13 protein-coding genes are annotated in these 19,204 nt (G+C 72.2%); 5 read left to right on the top strand and 8 right to left on the bottom strand.

Annotated elements, in window-relative coordinates; all coding sequences use genetic code 11:
* Nucleotides 1–77: 77 nt before the first annotated feature.
* Entirely contained in the window at nucleotides 78–1,658 is a 1,581-nt protein-coding gene (locus tag AC5K6T_RS06460) for an IS1182 family transposase (RefSeq protein WP_493206409.1), read from the bottom strand.
* A gap of 63 nt (nucleotides 1,659–1,721) precedes the next feature.
* A complete protein-coding gene (locus tag AC5K6T_RS06455; RefSeq protein ID WP_493206407.1) occupies nucleotides 1,722–2,147 on the bottom strand; it encodes a Rieske (2Fe-2S) protein in 426 nt (141 codons plus the stop codon).
* A 560-nt stretch (nucleotides 2,148–2,707) separates the two neighbouring features.
* Between AC5K6T_RS06455 and AC5K6T_RS06450 the strand changes: the two genes are divergently transcribed.
* Both AC5K6T_RS06450 and AC5K6T_RS06445 read left to right on the top strand, forming a co-directional pair.
* Nucleotides 2,708–3,787, top strand: coding sequence for a LacI family DNA-binding transcriptional regulator (locus tag AC5K6T_RS06450; RefSeq protein ID WP_493206405.1), 1,080 nt, complete (start codon nucleotides 2,708–2,710; stop codon nucleotides 3,785–3,787).
* Between the two features lie 137 nt (nucleotides 3,788–3,924).
* Nucleotides 3,925–4,908: a carbohydrate kinase family protein gene (locus tag AC5K6T_RS06445; RefSeq protein ID WP_493206404.1), complete on the top strand. Its 984-nt coding sequence runs from the start codon at nucleotides 3,925–3,927 to the stop codon at nucleotides 4,906–4,908.
* 254 nt (nucleotides 4,909–5,162) lie between these two features.
* On the opposite strand, the gene uvrA is transcribed toward AC5K6T_RS06445, so the two are convergent.
* On the bottom strand, nucleotides 5,163–8,201 hold the full coding sequence (gene uvrA, locus AC5K6T_RS06440) for an excinuclease ABC subunit UvrA (RefSeq protein ID WP_493206402.1): 3,039 nt from the start codon (nucleotides 8,199–8,201) through the stop codon (nucleotides 5,163–5,165).
* 223 nt (nucleotides 8,202–8,424) lie between these two features.
* Between uvrA and AC5K6T_RS06435 the strand changes: the two genes are divergently transcribed.
* Together AC5K6T_RS06435 and AC5K6T_RS06430 are read left to right on the top strand one after the other, a co-directional pair.
* Nucleotides 8,425–9,111 carry a maleylpyruvate isomerase family mycothiol-dependent enzyme gene (locus AC5K6T_RS06435; RefSeq protein ID WP_493206400.1) on the top strand — a complete coding sequence of 229 codons (687 nt, stop codon included), beginning with the start codon at nucleotides 8,425–8,427 and terminating at the stop codon, nucleotides 9,109–9,111.
* Nucleotides 9,112–9,163: 52 nt separating this feature from the next.
* On the top strand, nucleotides 9,164–9,814 hold the full coding sequence (locus AC5K6T_RS06430) for an MBL fold metallo-hydrolase (protein ID WP_493206399.1): 651 nt from the start codon (nucleotides 9,164–9,166) through the stop codon (nucleotides 9,812–9,814).
* A gap of 547 nt (nucleotides 9,815–10,361) precedes the next feature.
* Here AC5K6T_RS06430 and aroQ read toward each other — a convergent pair.
* Nucleotides 10,362–10,835, bottom strand: a complete 474-nt coding sequence (gene aroQ, locus AC5K6T_RS06425) for a type II 3-dehydroquinate dehydratase (protein ID WP_493206398.1) — start codon at nucleotides 10,833–10,835, stop codon at nucleotides 10,362–10,364.
* A 297-nt stretch (nucleotides 10,836–11,132) separates the two neighbouring features.
* Here aroQ and AC5K6T_RS06420 point away from each other — a divergent pair, with 297 nt between their 5' ends.
* Entirely contained in the window at nucleotides 11,133–12,413 is a 1,281-nt protein-coding gene (locus AC5K6T_RS06420) for an MFS transporter (protein ID WP_493207383.1), read from the top strand.
* A 291-nt stretch (nucleotides 12,414–12,704) separates the two neighbouring features.
* On the opposite strand, the gene AC5K6T_RS06415 is transcribed toward AC5K6T_RS06420, so the two are convergent.
* From AC5K6T_RS06415 to uvrB, 4 genes are all read right to left on the bottom strand, one after another.
* Nucleotides 12,705–13,703 (bottom strand): TerC family protein, encoded by a 999-nt coding sequence (locus tag AC5K6T_RS06415; RefSeq protein ID WP_493206397.1) that lies wholly within the window; start codon nucleotides 13,701–13,703, stop codon nucleotides 12,705–12,707.
* Between the two features lie 261 nt (nucleotides 13,704–13,964).
* Complete coding sequence (locus tag AC5K6T_RS06410) at nucleotides 13,965–16,103, bottom strand: TerD family protein (RefSeq protein WP_493206396.1); 2,139 nt, start codon at nucleotides 16,101–16,103, stop codon at nucleotides 13,965–13,967.
* An 82-nt stretch (nucleotides 16,104–16,185) separates the two neighbouring features.
* A complete protein-coding gene (locus tag AC5K6T_RS06405; protein ID WP_493206395.1) occupies nucleotides 16,186–16,764 on the bottom strand; it encodes a TerD family protein in 579 nt (192 codons plus the stop codon).
* A 180-nt stretch (nucleotides 16,765–16,944) separates the two neighbouring features.
* Nucleotides 16,945–19,110 (bottom strand): excinuclease ABC subunit UvrB, encoded by a 2,166-nt coding sequence (uvrB, locus tag AC5K6T_RS06400; protein WP_493206394.1) that lies wholly within the window; start codon nucleotides 19,108–19,110, stop codon nucleotides 16,945–16,947.
* Between the last annotated feature and the right edge of the window lie 94 nt (nucleotides 19,111–19,204).

Below are 19,204 nucleotides of genomic sequence, written 5' to 3'. Positions count from 1 at the left end.
CGAAACACGCCCTAGAAGATCACTGAAAATCTTGCTGTGAGGGTGGTTCCGCCGGTGGCGGGGCCGCCCTCCGTGCTTCATGGTGTGGCCGGGGTCAGGGTCCACGTGCCGTCGTTGGCGGGTTCGAGGCCGAGGTTGATGAGTCGGCGGAGGTTGAGGGCGGCGGCTCGGTTGCGGAGCCAGGTGTCGTTCTTGAGGGTGCCGAGGTAGCGGAGTCTGCGGTTGCCTTTGGCGGTCAGCCAGGCGATGCCGCGTTCGACGGGTGGCCGCCAGCGGCGGTAGGTGTCCTTCCAGACGGGGTCGGCGGCCTGGGCACGGGCGTCGGCCAGGCGCCGGTGCTGGGGGTGGACCCGCAGGACGCGGCCGGTCTTGGAGGTGGTGCAGCGTTCGCGCAGCGGGCATCCGGTGCACAGCGTCTTGAACTGGGCCTGACGGAACCCTCCCTTCAGGGGCTTGCCGAGCGGGAGGGTGTGCCCTGCCGGGCAGGTGACCTGGCTGGTCTCGGTGTCGATGTGGAAGTCGTCGCTGGTGAAGCCGCCGGGGACCGCCATCCGGAGCGGCGGCGGTTTGAGGATCGCGTCGTGGCCGGCCTGTTCGAGGTGTTCGCGCAGGCCGGCGGTGCCGTAGGCGGAATCGCCGAGCACTTCGACCGGTTCGGTCTCGTCTGCCAGGAGGTCCTCGGCGACTCTCGCCTCGTGGTTGGCGGGCCCGCTGCCGGGGGCCAGGGCGACCTCGGTGAACAGGCCGGTCTCCGGCTCCACGGCAGCGTGGCCCTTGAAGCCCTCCTGGTGGCGGGTGCGGTTCTTGTGGATGTGTCTGGCCTCGGGGTCCACGGTGGAGACCACCCGGTCAGGGGCGGTGCCGCGGGTGATGCGCCAGCGGCCGTCGCGGCCGTCGGAGTCCTCGGCGGGCTCGACATCCTGGCCGGCGACCAGTGCCAGCAGGCCGACCGCGTTCGCCGCCCGCTCGCCCAGCTCCTGCTCAGGCAGACGGCCCAGCAGGTTGAGCGCGTCGCTCACCAGCGCGTCGACCAGCTCGGCGCGGGCCTGCTCATCGTCCCAGGCGATCCTCGGCTTGCCCGCATCGGCGTAGTCGTGCGCGGCTAAGTACGTGGCGGCGACCTGGCCGGCGCCGGGCACCTCGCGGATCACCCGGCGGATGGCCGAGATCAGCTGGGTGACCGTGTCCTGGGTGGCCACCGCGTCGTCGAACACCGTGGAGTCCAGCGCGCGGCGCCGCTTCCCGCGCAGGATGCCGGTGGCGGCCACGACCTCCTTGACCCGGGTGAAGATCCGCCCCGGGTCCGCCGAGCGCTGCAGACGGCGCCGGAAGTAGGTCAGCAGCGAGGGGTCGAACGCGGTGTCGTACAGGCCCAGCCCGCATGCCGCCTTCCACCGCAGGTCGCACCGCAGCTCCAGCACAGTCTCCACGTCCGAGGTCCCGAACAGGCTCTGCAGCACCACCGCCGCCGCCAGCACCTGCGGCGGCAACGACGGCCGGCCGTTGGCCGAGGGGTACATGTCCGCGAACATCTCCGGCGGCAGCAACCGCTCGCGGTGCTCGGCCAGGAACGCGAACACACTCCCCGCCGGGATCAGCTCCCGGCAGGTCTCCCATACATCCGGCCCGACCGGCTCCCCGGCCCATTCCCCCTGCACACACAACAGTCTGGCCCCGCGTCAGCACACGCGGGGCCAGAACCGAAGATTTTCAGTGATCTTCTAGGCGCCCGGACCGGCGAGCACCCTGCCCTTCTCCGCCCGCACCGGCAGCTCCTCCAGCGGAGCCGTCGCCGGCCGGCGCAGCACCTCACCGGTCCTCGCGTCGAACCTGCTGCCGTGGCACCGGCAGGTCAGGGTCGTCCCCTCCAGGTCGTCGATGGGACATCCGCCGTGCGTGCAGATGGTGCTGTACGCCTTCAGCGAGCCGTCCCCGGACCGGCTCACCACCACGTTGTGGTCCAGGTGCAGATGGGCGCCGTCCGTCGTGACCTCGCTCTCGGCACCCAGGTCCACGGGAGCGGTCGGCGTGGCGGGCGTGACCTTCCCGCCCGGCGCGCACGCGGCGGCGCCCCACCCCGCCGCGGGGGTGAGTGCCGCCCCACGCAGAACGGTACGACGGCTCACCGAGGGACGCGGGCCTGGCATGCGAGTCTCCACAGGTCGGGGGGCGGGCAGCCGACGATACCCGGAGCCGCGCGCGCCGGGTGCGGCGAGGCGGGCCCGGCGGGGGCGCCCCAGGAGGCCGGCACGCTCGACGCGCGGCGCAAAGCGTGACACCGGGCGGCCGGCGGGGGACACAGTCATGCCGGGCCCGGAGGCCAGCGGCCCTCTTGCAGGACCGCGAAGACCATAACGGGGACGTGGTGAACGTGGTGCGGGGCGTGCCTCGCGAGGCCGGCGCCTTGAGGCGAGCGGGGCGGAGCCGTCGGGCCACGGGCGGAGGGCCCGCCCAGGTCACCCGGACGCTCGCGTAGGGGGCTGCGCGATGGATGGTGCGGAGGGCTGCGCAACCGCTGGGGCTGGGGATTGGGCACGTGTGCGCCGGCCACGGCGCGTAAACGCTTGCGCAAGCGTTTACGTCCTCTGCGTCATGAGGTACGTTCACGCCCGGAGGAGGCCGCCGGGGCTGCGGCTCACCCCACACGGCCCACCCCGGCCCGCCCAAGCTCCCACGACCCGGACCGCATCCACGAGGGGGTGACGCCATGCCGACCATGGCGGACGTCGCACGCAGCGCCGGCGTATCGGTGGCAACCGTGTCGCACGTGCTCAACGGCACCCGGCCGGTGCTGCCGCACACCCGGCAGGCCGTGCTCGACGCGGTCGAGCAGCTCGGGTACACCCCCAACACGCTCGCGCGGTCCCTGGTGACGTCCCGCACCCGCTCCATCGGCCTCGCCGTCTCGGCGATCAGCAACCCCTACTTCACCGAGATCGTCCAGGGCGTCGAGGCCGCCGCCCTGGAGCAGGGCTACAGCCTTCTCGTCGCCGACCCGCACGACGACCCCGGGCACGAGCTCACGGTGGTCCAGCTTCTGCACGAGCGGCGGGTGGACGGCCTGATCGTGGCGCCGTCGGCCGAGCCCCGCGCGCTCGTCGCCTACCTGCGCCGCCACGCGGTGCCGACCGTCCTCCTCGACCGGTTGATCGGCAGCCGGGCGGACGAGGTCCCGCCCTTCGACCAGGTGTGCGCCGAGAACGCGGGGCCGGTCGAGCAGGTGGTCACCCACCTCGCCGAACGGGGCCATCGGCGTATCGGCCTGGTCGCCGGGCTGCCCGGGCTCAGCACCACCCGAGAACGGATCACCGGCTACCGTCACGGCCTCGCCGCCGCCGGCCTCCCCCACGACGACCGCCTCGTCGTCCACGGGGACTCGGCCGCATCCGGCGGCGAGCTCGCCACCGCCGCCCTGCTCTCGCTCGGTGCCCCACCGACCGCCCTGGTCACCGCCAACAACGCGATGACCATCGGAGCCCTGCGGGCCCTGCGGGAGCGCGGGGCGTCCGTGCCCGACGACATCGCCCTGTGCTGCTTCGACGACTTCCCGTGGGCGGACCTCTTCTCCCCCCGCCTCACCGCGATCGCCCAGCCCAGCAGGGACATCGGCGCCCGCGCGGTGCAGATCCTCCTCGACCGGCTCGCCGCACCGGACGCCCCCGCCCGGACGCTGCGACTCCCGTGCACCCTCGTGCACCGCACATCGTGCGGGTGCCCACCGGAGCGGCCCGGCTCCCGGAAGGGACGCGCCGTCCCACCCGGCCCCGGTCCCGCCGCATCGCCGTGACACCGGCCCGGGCCACCGGCCACGCGCCGACCTGCCGAGCCGGCACCCGGCACCCGGCACCCGGCACCACTCTTGTCCCTGTCCGTGCCCCTGTCCCGTCAGCCGGCACTTCGCGCCGCACCGAAAGGAACCCCGCCGTGATCGTCGTCGCCGGTGAAGCCCTGATCGACCTCGTGCCGCAGGGGCAGGGCGCCCTCTCCGACCTGAGGCCCGCGCTCGGCGGCGGCCCGTACAACACGGCCGTGGCGCTCGGCCGGCTCGGCTCCCCCACCGCCTTCTGCTCACGCACCTCCCGGGACGCCTTCGGTGCGGCGCTGCTCGACGGGCTGCGCGCGGCCGGTGTGGACGTGTCGGCGGTGCAGCGCGGCGATGAACCCACCACGCTGGCGGTCGCCTCGGTCGACGGCCACGGCTCTGCCGCCTACTCCTTCTACGTCGAGGGCACCGCGGACCGACTCTTCACCGCTCCCTCGCAGCTGCCCGCGGGAACCCGCGCGCTCTCGCTGGGCACCTGCTCGCTGGTGCTGGAGCCGGGTGCGACGCAGTACGAGGAGCTGATGCGGGCCGCCGACACTCGCGGCGTGTTCACGGCGCTGGACCCGAACATCCGGGCGGGGCTGATCCCCGACGCGGACGCCTACCGCGCCCGGTTCCGCGGCTGGCTGCCGTCCGTGGCCCTGCTGAAGCTGTCGGACCAGGACGCGCGGTGGCTGGGCGGCGGCCCCCGTGAGTGGCTCTCCGCCGGGCCCGAGGCGGTGGTGATCACTCGTGGCGGGGACGGGATGACCGTGTTCACCCGGGACGGCGCGGAGCACTCCGTCCCGGGTGCGCACGTCGGCGTCGTCGACACCATCGGAGCGGGTGACACGGTCAACGCGGCCCTGCTGCACGGCCTGTCCACGTGGGACGCCCTCAGCCGGGAGGCACTGGCGGGGCTGGACGGCGGCCGCTGGAGCCGGCTCCTGCGGTTCGCCGCCCGTGCCGCCGCGATCACCTGCTCCCGCGCCGGTGCCGAGCCCCCGTACGCCGCGGAGCTGGTCGGCCCCGACGGCCTGGACGAGCTGCACAAGCCGGACGAGCAGGCCGGCCGGGCCGGGCCGGACGGATTCGGCACGCGCTAGGCGCACTGCCCCGGAGGGTTTGCCGAGCCGGTGGACGCGTCCGGTCGCGGCACCGGCTGTTCTGCCCGGGGCGGTTGTGGCCGTTGCGGCGGTTGTGGCCGTTGCGGCGGTTGCGGAGGGAGCGCCGCCGGCTCGGGATGCCCGGCGCGCCTCTCCGGCCGGAGGACGGGGACCGCCGAGGCCCGGGGCCGGCTCCCCTCACGAGGTGCGCCGGCCCCGGCCCCCTGGCCTCGCTGCTCCGCCGCCGGGCGGGCTCAGGCCTTGCGGGCTCTCGGGGTCTTCGCCGTGGCCTTCGCGACGCTCTTCGCCGTCGTCTTGGCGGCGCTCTTCGCCGTGGTCTTCGTCGCGGTCTTCCTGGCCGCCGTCTTCTTCGCGGGGGCCGCCTTCTTGGCCGCGGCGGTCCTGGCCGCGGCCTTGTGCGGAGCCTGCACGGAGGCGGCGTCGCTGACCCGGTCGGCGCCGAGGATCTCCCGCAGGAACTTGCCGGTGTGGGACGCCGGTACTCCGGCCACCTCCTCGGGTGTGCCCTCGGCCACGACCAGGCCGCCGCCCGCGCCGCCTTCGGGGCCCATGTCGACGACCCAGTCCGCAGTCTTGATCACGTCGAGGTTGTGCTCGATGACGATGACCGTGTTGCCCTTGTCGACGAGACCGGCCAGCACCTTGAGCAGCTTGCTGATGTCCTCGAAGTGCAGACCGGTGGTCGGCTCGTCCAGGACGTAGACGGTACGTCCGGTGGAGCGCTTCTGCAGCTCGCTGGCGAGCTTCACGCGCTGGGCCTCGCCACCGGAGAGGGTGGTCGCCGACTGGCCGAGCCGGACGTAGCCGAGGCCGACGTCCTTCAGCGTGTTCAGATGCCGGGCGATCGCGGGCACCGCCTCGAAGAACTCCGTCGCCTCCTCGATCGGCATGTTCAGCACGTCGGCGATGGACTTGCCCTTGTAGTGGACCTCCAGGGTCTCCCGGTTGTACCGGGCTCCGTGGCAGACCTCGCACGGGACGTAGACGTCCGGGAGGAAGTTCATCTCGATCTTGATCGTGCCGTCACCGGCGCAGTTCTCGCACCGGCCGCCCTTGACGTTGAACGAGAACCTGCCCGGCTGGTAGCCGCGGACCTTGGCCTCGGTCGTCTCCGCGAACAGTCTGCGGACGTGGTCGAACACCCCGGTGTACGTCGCCGGGTTGGAGCGCGGCGTGCGGCCGATGGGCGACTGGTCGACGTGCACGACCTTGTCGACGAGGTCGTCGCCGTCGACCCGGGTGTGGCGGCCGGGCACGTTGCGGGCGCCGTTGAGTTCACGGGCCAGGTGCGTGTAGAGGATGTCGTTGACGAGGGTCGACTTGCCGGACCCCGAGACACCGGTGACGGCGGTGAACAGGCCGAGCGGGAACGACACGTCGATGTCGCGCAGGTTGTTCTCGCGGGCGCCGTGCACGGTGAGCCGCCGTCCCCGGTCGCGCGGGCGGCGGACGTCCGGCAGCGGAATCGACTTCCGGCCGGACAGGTACTGCCCGGTCTGCGAGTCATCGGTGGCGAGCAGTTCCTTCAGGGATCCGCTGTGCACGACCTTGCCGCCGTGCTCGCCGGCGCCGGGGCCGATGTCGACGATCCAGTCGGCGACCTTGATGGTGTCCTCGTCGTGCTCGACGACGATGAGGGTGTTGCCCATGTCCCGCAGCCGCACCAGCGTCTCGATGAGCCGGTGGTTGTCGCGCTGGTGCAGGCCGATGGACGGCTCGTCGAGGACGTAGAGGACGCCGACGAGGCCGGAGCCGATCTGGGTGGCGAGGCGGATCCGCTGGGCCTCCCCGCCGGACAGGGTGCCCGCCGCGCGGTTCAGCGAGAGGTAGTCGAGGCCCACGTCGACCAGGAACCGCAGGCGTTCGTTGACCTCCTTCAGCACCCGCTCGGCGATCTTCTTGTCGCGGGCGTTGAGCTTCATCTCGCCCAGGAAGTCCGCACAGTCGCTGATGGACATCGCGGAGACCTCGGCGATCGACTTCCCCATGATCGTGACCGCGAGGACGATGGGCTTCAGGCGCGTTCCCTCGCAGGTGGGGCAGGGCACCTCACGCATGTAGCCCTCGAAGCGCTCCCGGCTCGCGTCGGACTCCGCCTCGCTGTGCCGCCGCTTGACGAAGGGCACGGCGCCCTCGAACGGGGTCGTGTACACGCGCTCGCGGCCGTACCGGTTGCGGTACCGGACCTCGATCTGCGTCTTGTGGCCGTGCAGCAGCGCCTTCCTGGCACGCTGCGGCAGGCCCGCGAAGGGGATGTCGGTGCGGAAGCCGAGGGCGTCGGCCAGGGCGCCGATGAGACGGCCGAAGTAGTCCTTGGTGTGACCGTGCGACCAGGGATGGATGGCGCCCTCGTCGAGGCTCTTGTCCTCGTCGGGAACGATCAGCTCCGGGTCGACCTCCATGCGCGTGCCGATGCCGGTGCACTCGGGGCAGGCGCCGAACGGCGAGTTGAAGGAGAAGGAGCGCGGCTCCAGCTCCTCGAAGGAGAGGTCGTCGTACGGGCAGTACAGGTGCTCCGAGTACATGCGTTCGCGCTCGGGATCGTCCTCGGGGAGGTCGACGAAGTCGAGCACGACCATGCCGCCGGACAGACCGAGGGCGGTCTCCACCGAGTCGGTCAGGCGGCGCTTGGCGGAGTCCTTGACGGTGAGGCGGTCCACGACCACCTCGATGGTGTGCTTCTCCTGCTTCTTGAGCGCGGGCGGATCGGACAGCTGGACGGTCGTCCCGTCCACGCGCGCACGGGAGTAGCCCTTGGTCTGGAGGTCGGCGAAGAGGTCGACGAACTCGCCCTTGCGTTCGCGCACCAGCGGTGACAGCACCTGGAAGCGGCTGCCCTCGGGCAGTTCCAGCACCTTGTCGACGATCGCCTGGGGCGACTGGCGCGAGATGGGGCGCCCGCACCGGGGGCAGTGCGGCTTGCCGACGCGTGCGAACAGCAGCCGCAGGTAGTCGTAGACCTCCGTGATGGTGCCGACCGTGGAGCGCGGGTTGCGCGAGGTCGACTTCTGGTCGATCGAGACCGCCGGCGACAGACCCTCGATGAAGTCGACGTCCGGCTTGTCCATCTGGCCCAGGAACTGGCGGGCGTACGAGGAGAGGGACTCCACGTACCGCCGCTGGCCCTCGGCGAAGATCGTGTCGAACGCCAGCGAGGACTTGCCCGATCCCGACAGGCCCGTGAAGACGATGAGGGCGTCCCGTGGGAGGTCGAGCGAGACATTCTTCAGGTTGTGCTCGCGCGCGCCACGGACGATGAGACGGTCGGCCACGCCGGTCCGCACCTTTCTTGAGAGAAGAGACAGGGGCGGGGCCCCCGTCCTTGCTCAGACTAAGGGGAGCCACTGACAACGCCGGACGGATTCACCGGTTGCCAACAATCCCCGGCCTTCCAGCATGCCCGACGCCGTCACCGACCATATAGCACGCGCATTCGATTTACGGGCGGGTTCGCACTCCTTCACCCGAACGAGTGGTGGCACTAAGGTCAGCAGCATGAATGATCACGCTCATGACCTGGACCGAGTGCAGGACGCGACCGCGCGACTGCTGACCGCGCTCGCCACGCTGGACGACGCCGCTGTGACCGACCCGTCACGCCTGCCCGGCTGGAGCCGCGGCCATGTGCTCGCCCACCTCGCCCGCAACGCGGAGGCCCTGGTGAACGTCCTGGAGGGGCGGCCCATGTACCTCTCCGCAGAGGCGCGCGACGCCGACATCGAGGAAGGCGCCCCGCGCCCGCTGGACGTGCAGGTCACGGACGTCCGCGAGACCGCGGCCCGGTTCCGCGCCCTGGGCGAGGTGCCTGCCGACTGGTCGCGCACCGTGGAACTGCGCAACGGCGTCACCGACTCCGCGGCGCGCGTGCCGTTCCGGCGCTGGGCCGAGGTCGAACTGCACCACGTCGACCTCGGGATCGGCTACGAGCTGGAGGACCTGCCGGCGGAGTTCACGGAGCGGGAGATCGACTTCCTCGTCCGGCGCTTCTCCGGCAGCCCGGACGTGCCGCCGACCCGGCTGACCGACGGCACGCGCGCATGGCACACCGGCCGCGAGGCCGACCGGCCCGCGGTCACGGTCACGGGCTCCCGCGCCGACCTGCTCGGATGGCTCGCCGGACGCCGGGACGGCACATCCCTGACGCCGGAGGGCGGCGCCCTGCCGAAGCTGCCGCCCCTGTAGCGCGCGGCGTCGGCCCGCGGCCCCGGCCCGCTCCCGGCGATAGGCTGCCGCCATGACGTACAGCGGACAGGTGACGGTCGGCGGACCGGCGGACGTGCACGAGCTCAAGGACCTGATGATCACCAAGATCGCGGTCGGCCCGATGGACAACAACGCCTACCTGCTGCGCTGCCGGGCCACCGACGAGCAGCTGCTGATCGACGCGGCCGACGGGGCCGGCACCCTGCTCGGCATGATCGGTGACGACGGCATCGCGTCCGTCGTCACCACTCACCGGCACGCGGACCACTGGCGGGCGCTCGCCGACGTCGTCGCGGCCACCGGGGCGCGCACCTACGCCGGCCGGGACGACGCCGGGGGCATCCCCGTACCGACCGACGTCCTCGTCGACGACGGCGACACGCTCCGCGTGGGGCGCGTGGAGCTGACCGCCCGCCACCTCGTCGGACACACTCCGGGATCGATCGCCCTGGTCTACGACGACCCGCACGGCCACCCCCATGTGTTCACCGGAGACTGCCTCTTCCCCGGGGGGCCTGGGAGGACAACACGTCCCGAGGACTTCGAGTCGTTGATGTCGGGTCTGGAGGCGAAGGTCTTCGTGCTCCCGGACGAGACCTGGATCTACCCGGGCCACGGCGACGACACCACGCTCGGCGCCGAGCGGCCGCACCTCGGCGAGTGGCACGAGCGGGGCTGGTAGGTCGGCGGCATCGCCGCCCCGGTGGCCGATGGGGAATGGCCCCGCGCCTCTGGCATTCAGTTGGAGCCAGCATCCACCGCACGAAGACGGTCAGTTGAAGAGCCCCGTACCCGCCGCGATGGCCGCCTGGACAGCTGCACCGGCACCCGCCGCCGCAGCTGCAGGCAGGGCGGGCGTGACGATGCGTGCGATTCGACGCATGGTCCTGCGGCCCCGGGTCGGCTCGGCTCCTTCGCTCTCAAGGGTGTCGACCCGAGTGACCCGCGCGCCGGTCCGCGCCCGAGGAGGGGGCGCGCACCCCGTGTGGACCGCGTACACGCACCGGCGGTTCACGGGCGTTCCCTGCACGGGTGCGCAGGCGGTCGACTGGAGGCAGGCCCGGACGGGAAGGACGGTTCCCCGCACGGCCGGAGCCGCCGGCCTGCCCTCCCCGCCCTCGGACGGCGGCCCCGGCCGCACCCGTGTGCCCGGCGGCCCCGGCCGCACCCGGCTGCCCCTCGGACCGGGCGCCCCCGGCGCGCCTGCGTGGGGAGGCGCCGTCCCGCTCTCACGCCTCGGCCCGTGCGGCCCCCGCCAACGCCACGACCCGCTCCACTGCGAACGCGTACCCCTGGACCCCGCACCCCGCGATGACGCCGTCGGCGCGCTGTGAGACGTAGGAGTGGTGCCGGAAGGCCTCGCGCCGGTGGATGTTGGAGATGTGCACCTCCACCACCGGCAGCCCGTCGCAGGCGTTCAGCGCGTCGAGGATCGCGACGGAGGTGTGCGAGTACGCGGCGGGGTTGATCACGATGCCGCAGTGGCGGAGCCGGGCCTGAAGGATCCAGTCGACCAGTTCACCCTCGTGGTTCGACTGGCGGAAGTCGATCGTGCCGCCGTGCGCGGCCGCCGTCTTCGCGCACAGGGCCTCGACGTCGGCGAGGGTGTCCGAGCCGTAGATCTCCGGCTGGCGCTGGCCGAGCAGGTGCAGCGTGGGCCCGTTGAGGATCATGATCGGGGCGTCGGCCACGGTACGGGGCACTGTTTCCTCCGGTCCGTTCTGGTGGGGCGGCCCGACGGGGCCGCGTTCGCCCTTGGTCTATCACGGGCGGGCCGGCCCGCGGCCGTCCCCCGGGAGCCGGTGTGGACCGCGGACACACCGATCCGCGACTCGTGTCCTCCCACGGCGGTGTCGTCCGCGTCGACGGCCCGCCCGGCGCGTCACCGCCACCCGATGAGGGGCGTCGCGCTTCCCCGCGCCCCGTAACTCCGGGTGAGGGCTGGTGGTTGACGCGGCATGCACGACGTACACTCCGTGACCCCGGTGACAGCGCCCGGAATGCTGCGGCTCGCGACGGCCTCGCTGGCCGGCACGGCCATCGAGTTCTACGACTTCTTCGTCTACGGCACGGCCGCCGCCCTCGTCCTGGGGCCGTTGTTCTTCCCGACGTTCTCGCCGCTGGCGGGGACCCTGGCCGCCTTCGGGACGTTCGGGGTGGGCTTCGTGGCGCGGCCGCTGGGCTCGGTGCTGTTCGGGCACATCGGGGACCGGCACGGCAGACGGCCTGTCCTGGTGCTGTCACTGCTGCTGACCGGCGCCTCCACGGTCGCGGTCGGCTGTGTGCCCTCCTACGGCACCATCGGGGTCGCGGCGCCCGTACTGCTGCTGGTGCTGCGGTTCCTGCAGGGGCTCGGGCTCGGCGGGGAGTGGGGTGGGGCGGTGCTGCTGACGGCCGAGCACGCCCCCGCCCGGCGGCGCGGGCTCTGGTCGAGCTTCCCGCAGGTGGGGCCGGCCGTGGGCTTCGTGCTCGCCAACGGGGTGACGCTGGCGCTGGCGGCCACGCTGTCCGAGGCGCGGTTCGCTCAGTGGGGCTGGCGCGTGCCGTTCTGGGCGGCGGGGCTGCTGGCCGTGGCGGGACTCTGGCTGCGCTCGTCGCTGACCGAGAGCCCGCGGTTCCTGGAGATCGACGCCCCCGCGCGCGTGCCGCTCGCCGAGGTCGTACGCCGCCACGGGCGGCTGGTGGTGCTGACGGCGGGCGGCCTCGCGATCGGGTACGCGATCTTCTACGCCGTGACGACCTGGTCCCTGGCGTACGCCACCGAGCGGCTCGGCGTGAGCCGCACGGTGATGCTGGCCTGCATCATGGCGGCGGTGGTCGTCAAGGGGGCGCTCACACCCGTGGCCGCCCTGCTCGGCGACCGGCACGGGCGGCGGCCGATGTGCCTGGCCGGGTGCGCGGCGGCCGCCGTGTGGATGTTCCCGATGGTGGCGCTGCTGTCGACCGGTGAGCCGCTGCTGATGTTCCTCGGCTTCCTGGGGGCCCTGCTGGCGTTCGTCACGATGTTCGCCGTTGTCGCGGCGTATCTGCCGGAACTGTACGAGCCGCGCGTGCGGTGCACGGGTGCGGCGGTCGGCTACAACCTGGGCGGGGTGCTCGGTGGCGCCCTCACTCCGATCGTGGCCACGGCCCTGGCCGAGCAGGGCGGCCGGGTGCCGTGGGGGGTGGCCGCCTATCTCACCGGCATCGCACTGGTGAGCCTGTGCTGCTTCGCGCTGCTGCCGGAGACACGGCCGGCGCTGACGGCGGAGCCGGCCCGCGGGCTGACGCCCACGCGGTGACCGCCGGTTCCTGGCAGACCGCGAGCGGCACCGGGTGCACGCCGTCCCGCAAGGGACCGCCCGGCCCGGTACGGCGGTCGGCGGGCCCACGAGGGTCGGCGCGAGCAGCGTCATGTGGGTGGCCGAGGCCGGGGACGGCCCTGGGGACGGCCGTGCGGAGACCGGGCACGCGGAGACGGGCGTGCGGAGACCGGGCACGCGGACCGGTCGGCGCGGCTGCGGGGACCGCGTACGCCGGAGACCGGGAAGTCTTCCTGCCTCCGGCGTACGTGGTGCGCGGGCCGGACGCGGTCAGGCGTCGGCACCGTCCTTCGGCGCGTCCTGACCGCCGTGCGCGGGCTCGGCCGTGGGCTGCTTCCGGCTCGCCATCAGACTGGTGACCGTGGTGACGGCCAGGACCGTGCAGATCACCCCGAGCGAGACGGGGATGCTGATCTCCGGTGCGGGGACCCCGGACTCGTGCAGCGCGTGGAGCACGAGTTTGACGCCGATGAAGCCGAGGATCACCGACAGGCCGTAGGAGAGGTGGACCAGCTTTCTCAGCAGTCCGCCGATGAGGAAGTACAGCTGCCGCAGACCCATCAGCGCGAACGCGTTGGCGGTGAAGACGATGTACGGGTCCTGCGTCAGGCCGAAGATCGCGGGGATCGAGTCGAGGGCGAACAGGACGTCGGTGGTGCCGATGGCGAGCATCACGACCAGCATCGGGGTCATGACCCGCTTGCCGTTCTGCCGAATCCACAGCTTGGTGCCGTGGTACCGGTCGGCGACGCCGAAGCGGCGCTCGGCGGCCTTGAGGAGCTTGCTCTCCTCGTACTCCTCGTCGTGCTCCTCGGCGCGGGCCTCCTGGACGAGCTTCCAGGCCGTCCAGATGAGGAAGGCGCCGAACAGGTAGAACACCCAGGAGAAGCTCGCGATGATCGCGGCTCCGGCTGCGATGAAGACGGCGCGCAGGACCAGGGCTATGAGGACGCCGACGAGCAGCACCCGCTGCTGGTACTGCGAGGGCACCGCGAACTTCGCCATGATCAGCACGAAGACGAAGAGGTTGTCGACGCTGAGGGACTTCTCGGTGATGTAGCCCGCGAAGAACTCGCCCGCGGGCTGTCCCCCGGCATGAACCAGCAGGCCGATCCCGAAGAGGACGGCGAGAACGATCCAGACGACCGTCCAGATGCCGGCTTCCCTGACCGACACGTCATGAGGTGTGCGGCCGATGAAGAAGTCGACCGCGATCAGGGCGGCGAGGCCCACGATCGTGAGGACCCACAGGGTCACGGATACATCCACTGCGCCTCCGGCAGTACGTCACGGCGAACTGTCAGTCAGCGTCGTCGCTGCCGGAGGTCTCTTCCACCCGGAGGCGCGGTGCGGCCCGGGCCGACGCCCCGGGATCTGGCCTGATCCGTATTGACGGGGTCGCCGCAACTGGCAGGGAGTACTCCCCTCCGTACGGACCAGGGTACCCATATCACCAAGGGAAGGTAAAGAGGAAAGTAAAGAGACGTCCAAACACGCAGGTCGGAGCAGCTTTACGCGGGCTTGGCCGAGTCAGCGGTTCCAGGTGCGCCGGGTCTCGGCGACCTGCGTGAGGACCTGCCGGACCACCTGGCTGCCGGCCGGCACGAGCGCCGGCTCGTACGTCCAGCAGTGCCCGACCCAGGGGTCGGCGAGGTGGTCGTCGGGCACCGGGGTGAGGCGCAGCAGCGACCGCCACAGCGGATCCAGCAGCGGCCCGTAGCCCGCCGCGTCCTCACGGTCGGCGACCAGCATCAGGTGGACGCCGACGGCCGGGCCCTCGTCCGCGAGATAGCGCAGCTGGTTCACCGCCCGGTCGTCGAAACCGTGCGGGAAGTCGTTGACGATCACCAGGTGGTGCGAGGCGTCGAAGCCGGGCGGCAGCGCCTCGGACGCGCCGCCGCGCACCGCCATCTGCACGAGGTCCACCCGCTGGGTGAGCCTCGCCAGCACGTCCGCGACCCCGGCCGCGCCCTGCGCGGGCGGGCCCGCGAGCACGCCGCACCGGACCAGCGGGTCCAGCGCCGCGACACCCGCGCCCGCCGGGTCGATGACATGCACGGTGAACTCGCCCGCCGGATGCACCGCGAGCAGCCGCGCCGCGTGTGCGACCGCCGTGTCCATGCTCAAGCGGCGCAGTTCGTGGGAGTCCGTGGCAGCGCCCTCGGCCGAGCCGGAGCGGCCGCTGTCGATCCACAGGCCGCGCTCCAGCGGCAGCCGGACCAGCATCGGGATGCGCAGCCCGGCGCATTCGGGCAGGTGGAGATCGCCCAGGCGCATCGCCATCGGCATCTCCATGGGAACGCGGTACCCGTGCCAGACGGGGTTGTCCCAGCGGGCGTACGCGGCCGGGAGGGCGGGCTCGACGACGTCCGACTCGGCGGTCAGCTGGGCGAGGTCGCGGTCCAGCGCCTGTCTGGCCTGTTCGACGAGCTGGTCCCGTCGGCCCTGTGCGGCCTGGCGCGCGGCGTCGCCCCGGCCGTCGAGGCGGGCGCGCGGGTCGGAGAGCGCCTGCCCGAGTTCCTTCTCCATCCGGGAGTCGGCGAAGTCGACGGCGCCGCGGTACGAGGCGGTGGTGCGGGCGAGGTCCTCGAACATGCCCCACACCTGGTTGTAGAGCCGCTCGTCCATCGACCACCCGCTGGCGTCGCCCGCCACGGGGGGCGCGGGCCGGCCTGGCTGGGCCGGAGGCGGCGGGGCGCTCCGCCTGCGAGGGTGGCGGTAGTCGACCGGACCGCCGGAAGCGGTGCCGGAAGCGGTGCGGGAGGCCGCGGTGCCGGCTCCGGCCGGGGCAGGTTCTTCCGCCGGGACCGCCGCCGACTGCGGTGTGCCCGTCCCGGGCCGCCGGCCGCGGTCCGCTGCGGCTGTCCCGGCCGGGGACTCCGGCCCGGCGGGAGGGCCGTCGTACGGCGGGCCGGCGGACGGGCCGGTGTGCGCGGTGGTGTCACCGTACGGCGGACCGGGCCGCGAGGCCGTGCCGCCCTCGTGGCGCTCGCCGCTGCCCCCGCGGGTGCTCCCGTGCGTGGCTCCGCCCTGGTCGGCTCCGGCGGCGGGCAGTGCCGTCTGCCGGGCACGGCCGGTGTCCCCCGTGCGCTGCGGGGGCGCCGCCGGGGACCGGGGCATGCCGCGTGTCACGGCTTCGTCGATCTCCCGGGCGAGCTGGGCCGCCGTCGCCAGCCCCTGATCGGTGAGCAGCTCGGCCAAGCCGCCCGCATAACCCTGGCCGACCGCACGCACCTTCCACGCGCCCTGCCTGCGGTACAGCTCCAGGGCGACGACGGCGGACTCGGCGTCGAGGCCGGTGATGGTGTAGCGGGCGACCCCGGTGCCGTCGGCGCCGGTGACGGCGAGGGCCGGTGCGGCCACGGCGCCGAAGCGGACCGGTCCGCCGATGCCCGGCGGCAGGGCGAGCAGGATGCTCACCCGGTGCACGGCGTCCGGGACGGCCGACAGGTCCACGGCCAGACGGTGATCGGCCGCCGCCCGGCGGGGGACCTCCAGTCCCGGCAGGGTGGGCGCGCCCGGGTGGGCGACGTCCTCGGCGCCACCGGCCCTGCCGCTGCGGTCCCCGAGCACGGCACCGGCCACGACCGGTTCGCCGGCCGAGACCCGGATCTCCAGGCGGGTCTGGGAGAGCGGATGGTTCTGCCCCCGCACCAGCTCGGCCGTCATCGCCTCGGTCCCCCTGTGTCGTTCGTGGTGATGTCGTGTCCCGCTCGCCGGGCCGGGCCTCCGCGGAGCCCGGACGCCGGTCCTACAGGACGGGCAGGATGGCCGGCATCAGGTCCTGGAAGGTGCGGCCGTTGGCCGGGGTGCCCAGGGCGGTCATCGTCCAGCCGCTGCCGCTGCGGTGCACCTTGGCCATGATCTGCGCGGTGTAGGCGCCGCCTCCGGCCAGCGTGTAGCGGGCCAGCTCCTGGCCGTTGGTCTCGTCGACCAGGCGGCAGAACGCGTTCTGCACCTCCTGGAAGGTCTGGCCCGTGAAGGAGTTCACGGTGAAGACGATCTGGTCGATGTGGACCGGTACGCGCTGGAGGTCGACGAGGATGGCCTCGTCGTCGCCGCCCTGGCCGACACCGCCGACGAGGTTGTCGCCGGTGTGGCGCACGGAGCCGTCGTCGCTCACCAGATGGCGGAAGAACACGACGTCGACCGGCTGCTTGTCGGCGAACAGGACCGCGGAGGCGTCCAGGTCGATCTCGCGCGTACGCGAGCCGAACAGGCCGCGCCGGGGGGCCGCCTGCCATCCGAGACCCATGCGCACCGCGCTCAGGCTGCCGCCGTCGTTCTTCTGCAGACTGATGGCCTGACCCTTGGTCATGTTGACGGTCACGCGCTGATTCCCCTCTCGAACGTCCCCTGTTGCCGCGAACTGTGCGGCTGACCGAAACCCTACGCAGCGCCACTGACACTGCCGAACCCGGGACCGTACTTTGTGTCGGTCTTGCAACACTGCACGCGCACGGGAAGGGACCGGGGTGCCCGGCGGTCCCCCGGTGTCCCCGTGGCCCGGTCAGGCCAGGCCGGCCTCCTTCATCTGGCGCAGTTCCCTCTTCATCTCCGACACCTCGTCGCGCAGCCGTGCCGCGATCTCGAACTGCAGGTCGGCCGCGGCGGCCCGCATCCGAGCGGTCAGCTCCTCGATCTGCTCGGCGAGTTCCGCCGCCGGACGGTCGGTCGGCACCGTCGCGGTCCCGCCCTTGGCGGACCTGCCCGCCTTGGCGCCCGTCCCGGCCGCCCCGCCGCCCTTGGCGCCGCTGCCGCCGAGCGACGGGACCGGTGCCTTGGCTCCCTTGCCGTCCTGGTGCCCCCGGTAGCCGGAGCCGAGGAGCTGCTCGGTGTCGACCTCCTCGCGGGCGATCTGCGCGACGATGTCGTTGATCTTCTTCCGCAGGGGCTGCGGGTCGATGCCGTTCGCCCTGTTGTAGGCGATCTGCTTCTCCCGGCGGCGGTTGGTCTCGTCGATGGCCTTCTCCATCGCCGGGGTGATCTTGTCGGCGTACATGTGGACCTGGCCGGAGACGTTGCGCGCGGCGCGGCCGATGGTCTGGATCAGGGAGGTGCCGGAGCGCAGGAAGCCCTCCTTGTCGGCGTCGAGGATCGCCACCAGGGACACCTCGGGCAGGTCGAGTCCCTCGCGCAGCAGGTTGATGCCGACCAGCACGTCGAACTCGCCGCTGCGCAGCTCGCGCAGCAGCTCCACGCGGCGCAGCGTGTCGACGTCGCTGTGGAGGTAGCGCACCTGGATCCCGAGTTCGAGGAAGTAGTCGGTGAGGTCCTCGGCCATCTTCTTGGTGAGCGTGGTGACCAGGACGCGCTCGTCCTTCTCGACCCGGGTGCGGATCTCGTGCACCAGGTCGTCGATCTGCCCCTCGGTGGGCTTGACGACGACCTCGGGGTCGACGAGGCCGGTGGGGCGGATGATCTGCTCGACGACGCCGTCCCCGCGGGACAGTTCGTAGGTGCCGGGTGTCGCCGAGAGGTACACGGTCTGGCCGATGCGCTCCTGGAACTCCTCCCACTTCAGCGGACGGTTGTCGAGGGCGGAGGGCAGCCGGAAGCCGTGGTCGACGAGAGTCCGCTTGCGGGAGGCGTCGCCCTCGTACATGGCGCCGATCTGCGGGACCGTCACGTGGGACTCGTCGATGACGAGGAGGAAGTCGTCGGGGAAGTAGTCCAGCAGGGTGTTGGGCGGCGAGCCCGGCTGCCGTCCGTCGAAGTGCATCGAGTAGTTCTCCACACCGGAGCAGGAGCCGATCTGGCGGAGCATCTCGAGGTCGTAGGTGGTGCGCATCCGCAGGCGCTGGGCCTCCAGCAGCTTGCCCTGCTTCTCCAGCTCGGCCAGCCGCTCGCCGAGCTCCTTCTCGATGTCGTTGACGGCCCGCTCCATGCGCTCCGGACCGGCCACGTAGTGGGAGGCCGGGAAGACGTACAGCAGCTCGTCGTCGCTGATGATCTCGCCGGTGAGCGGGTGCAGGGTCGACAGGGCCTCGATCTCGTCGCCGAACATCTCGATCCGGACGGCGAGCTCCTCGTAGACCGGGAAGATCTCGATGGTGTCGCCGCGCACCCGGAAGGTGCCGCGGGTGAACGCCATGTCGTTGCGCGTGTACTGGATGTCCACGAAACGGCGCAGCAGCTCGTCGCGGTCGATCTCGTCGCCGACGCGCAGCGGGACCATGCGGTCGACGTACTCCTGCGGGGTGCCGAGGCCGTAGATGCAGGACACGGAGGCCACCACGATGACGTCCCGGCGGGTGAGCAGGGAGTTGGTCGCGGAGTGCCGCAGCCGCTCCACCTCCTCGTTGATCGAGGAGTCCTTCTCGATGTAGGTGTCCGACTGCGGGACGTAGGCCTCGGGCTGGTAGTAGTCGTAGTACGACACGAAGTACTCGACCGCGTTGTTCGGCAGGAGCTCGCGGAACTCGTTCGCCAGCTGGGCGGCCAGGGTCTTGTTCGGCGCCATCACCAGGGTGGGGCGCTGGAGCTTCTCGATCATCCACGCGGTGGTGGCGGATTTGCCGGTACCGGTCGCACCCAGCAGGACGACGTCCTTCTCGCCTGCCTCGATGCGCCGGGCCAGGTCGGCGATGGCGGTCGGCTGGTCGCCGTTGGGCTGGTAGGGGCTGACGACCTCGAAGGGCGCCACCGTGCGTTCGATGTGGGAAACGGGCCGCATGGAGTCCACCGTACGACCCGGCACTGACAACGGGGCGGGTTCGGGCCCGCGGCCGGCCGCCCGGAGGGGCGCTCGGGCCGGGCCGGGCCTGGTC

The sequence above is a fragment of the Streptomyces sp. B8-7 genome, from assembly GCF_058833805.1.
This window is presented reverse-complemented; position numbering and strand designations above follow the sequence as displayed.

What these genes read in the sequence shown, in the direction of transcription:
- AC5K6T_RS06410 (WP_493206396.1), bottom strand. Translation starts at nt 16,103, where the DNA reads ATGACGGCCGAGCTGGTGCGGGGGCAGAACCATCCGCTCTCCCAGACC.
- AC5K6T_RS06455 (WP_493206407.1), bottom strand. Translation starts at nt 2,147, where the DNA reads ATGCCAGGCCCGCGTCCCTCGGTGAGCCGTCGTACCGTTCTGCGTGGG.
- AC5K6T_RS06430 (WP_493206399.1), top strand. Translation starts at nt 9,164, where the DNA reads ATGACGTACAGCGGACAGGTGACGGTCGGCGGACCGGCGGACGTGCAC.
- AC5K6T_RS06435 (WP_493206400.1), top strand. Translation starts at nt 8,425, where the DNA reads ATGAATGATCACGCTCATGACCTGGACCGAGTGCAGGACGCGACCGCG.
- uvrB (WP_493206394.1), bottom strand. Translation starts at nt 19,110, where the DNA reads ATGCGGCCCGTTTCCCACATCGAACGCACGGTGGCGCCCTTCGAGGTC.
- AC5K6T_RS06450 (WP_493206405.1), top strand. Translation starts at nt 2,708, where the DNA reads ATGCCGACCATGGCGGACGTCGCACGCAGCGCCGGCGTATCGGTGGCA.
- AC5K6T_RS06420 (WP_493207383.1), top strand. Translation starts at nt 11,133, where the DNA reads ATGCTGCGGCTCGCGACGGCCTCGCTGGCCGGCACGGCCATCGAGTTC.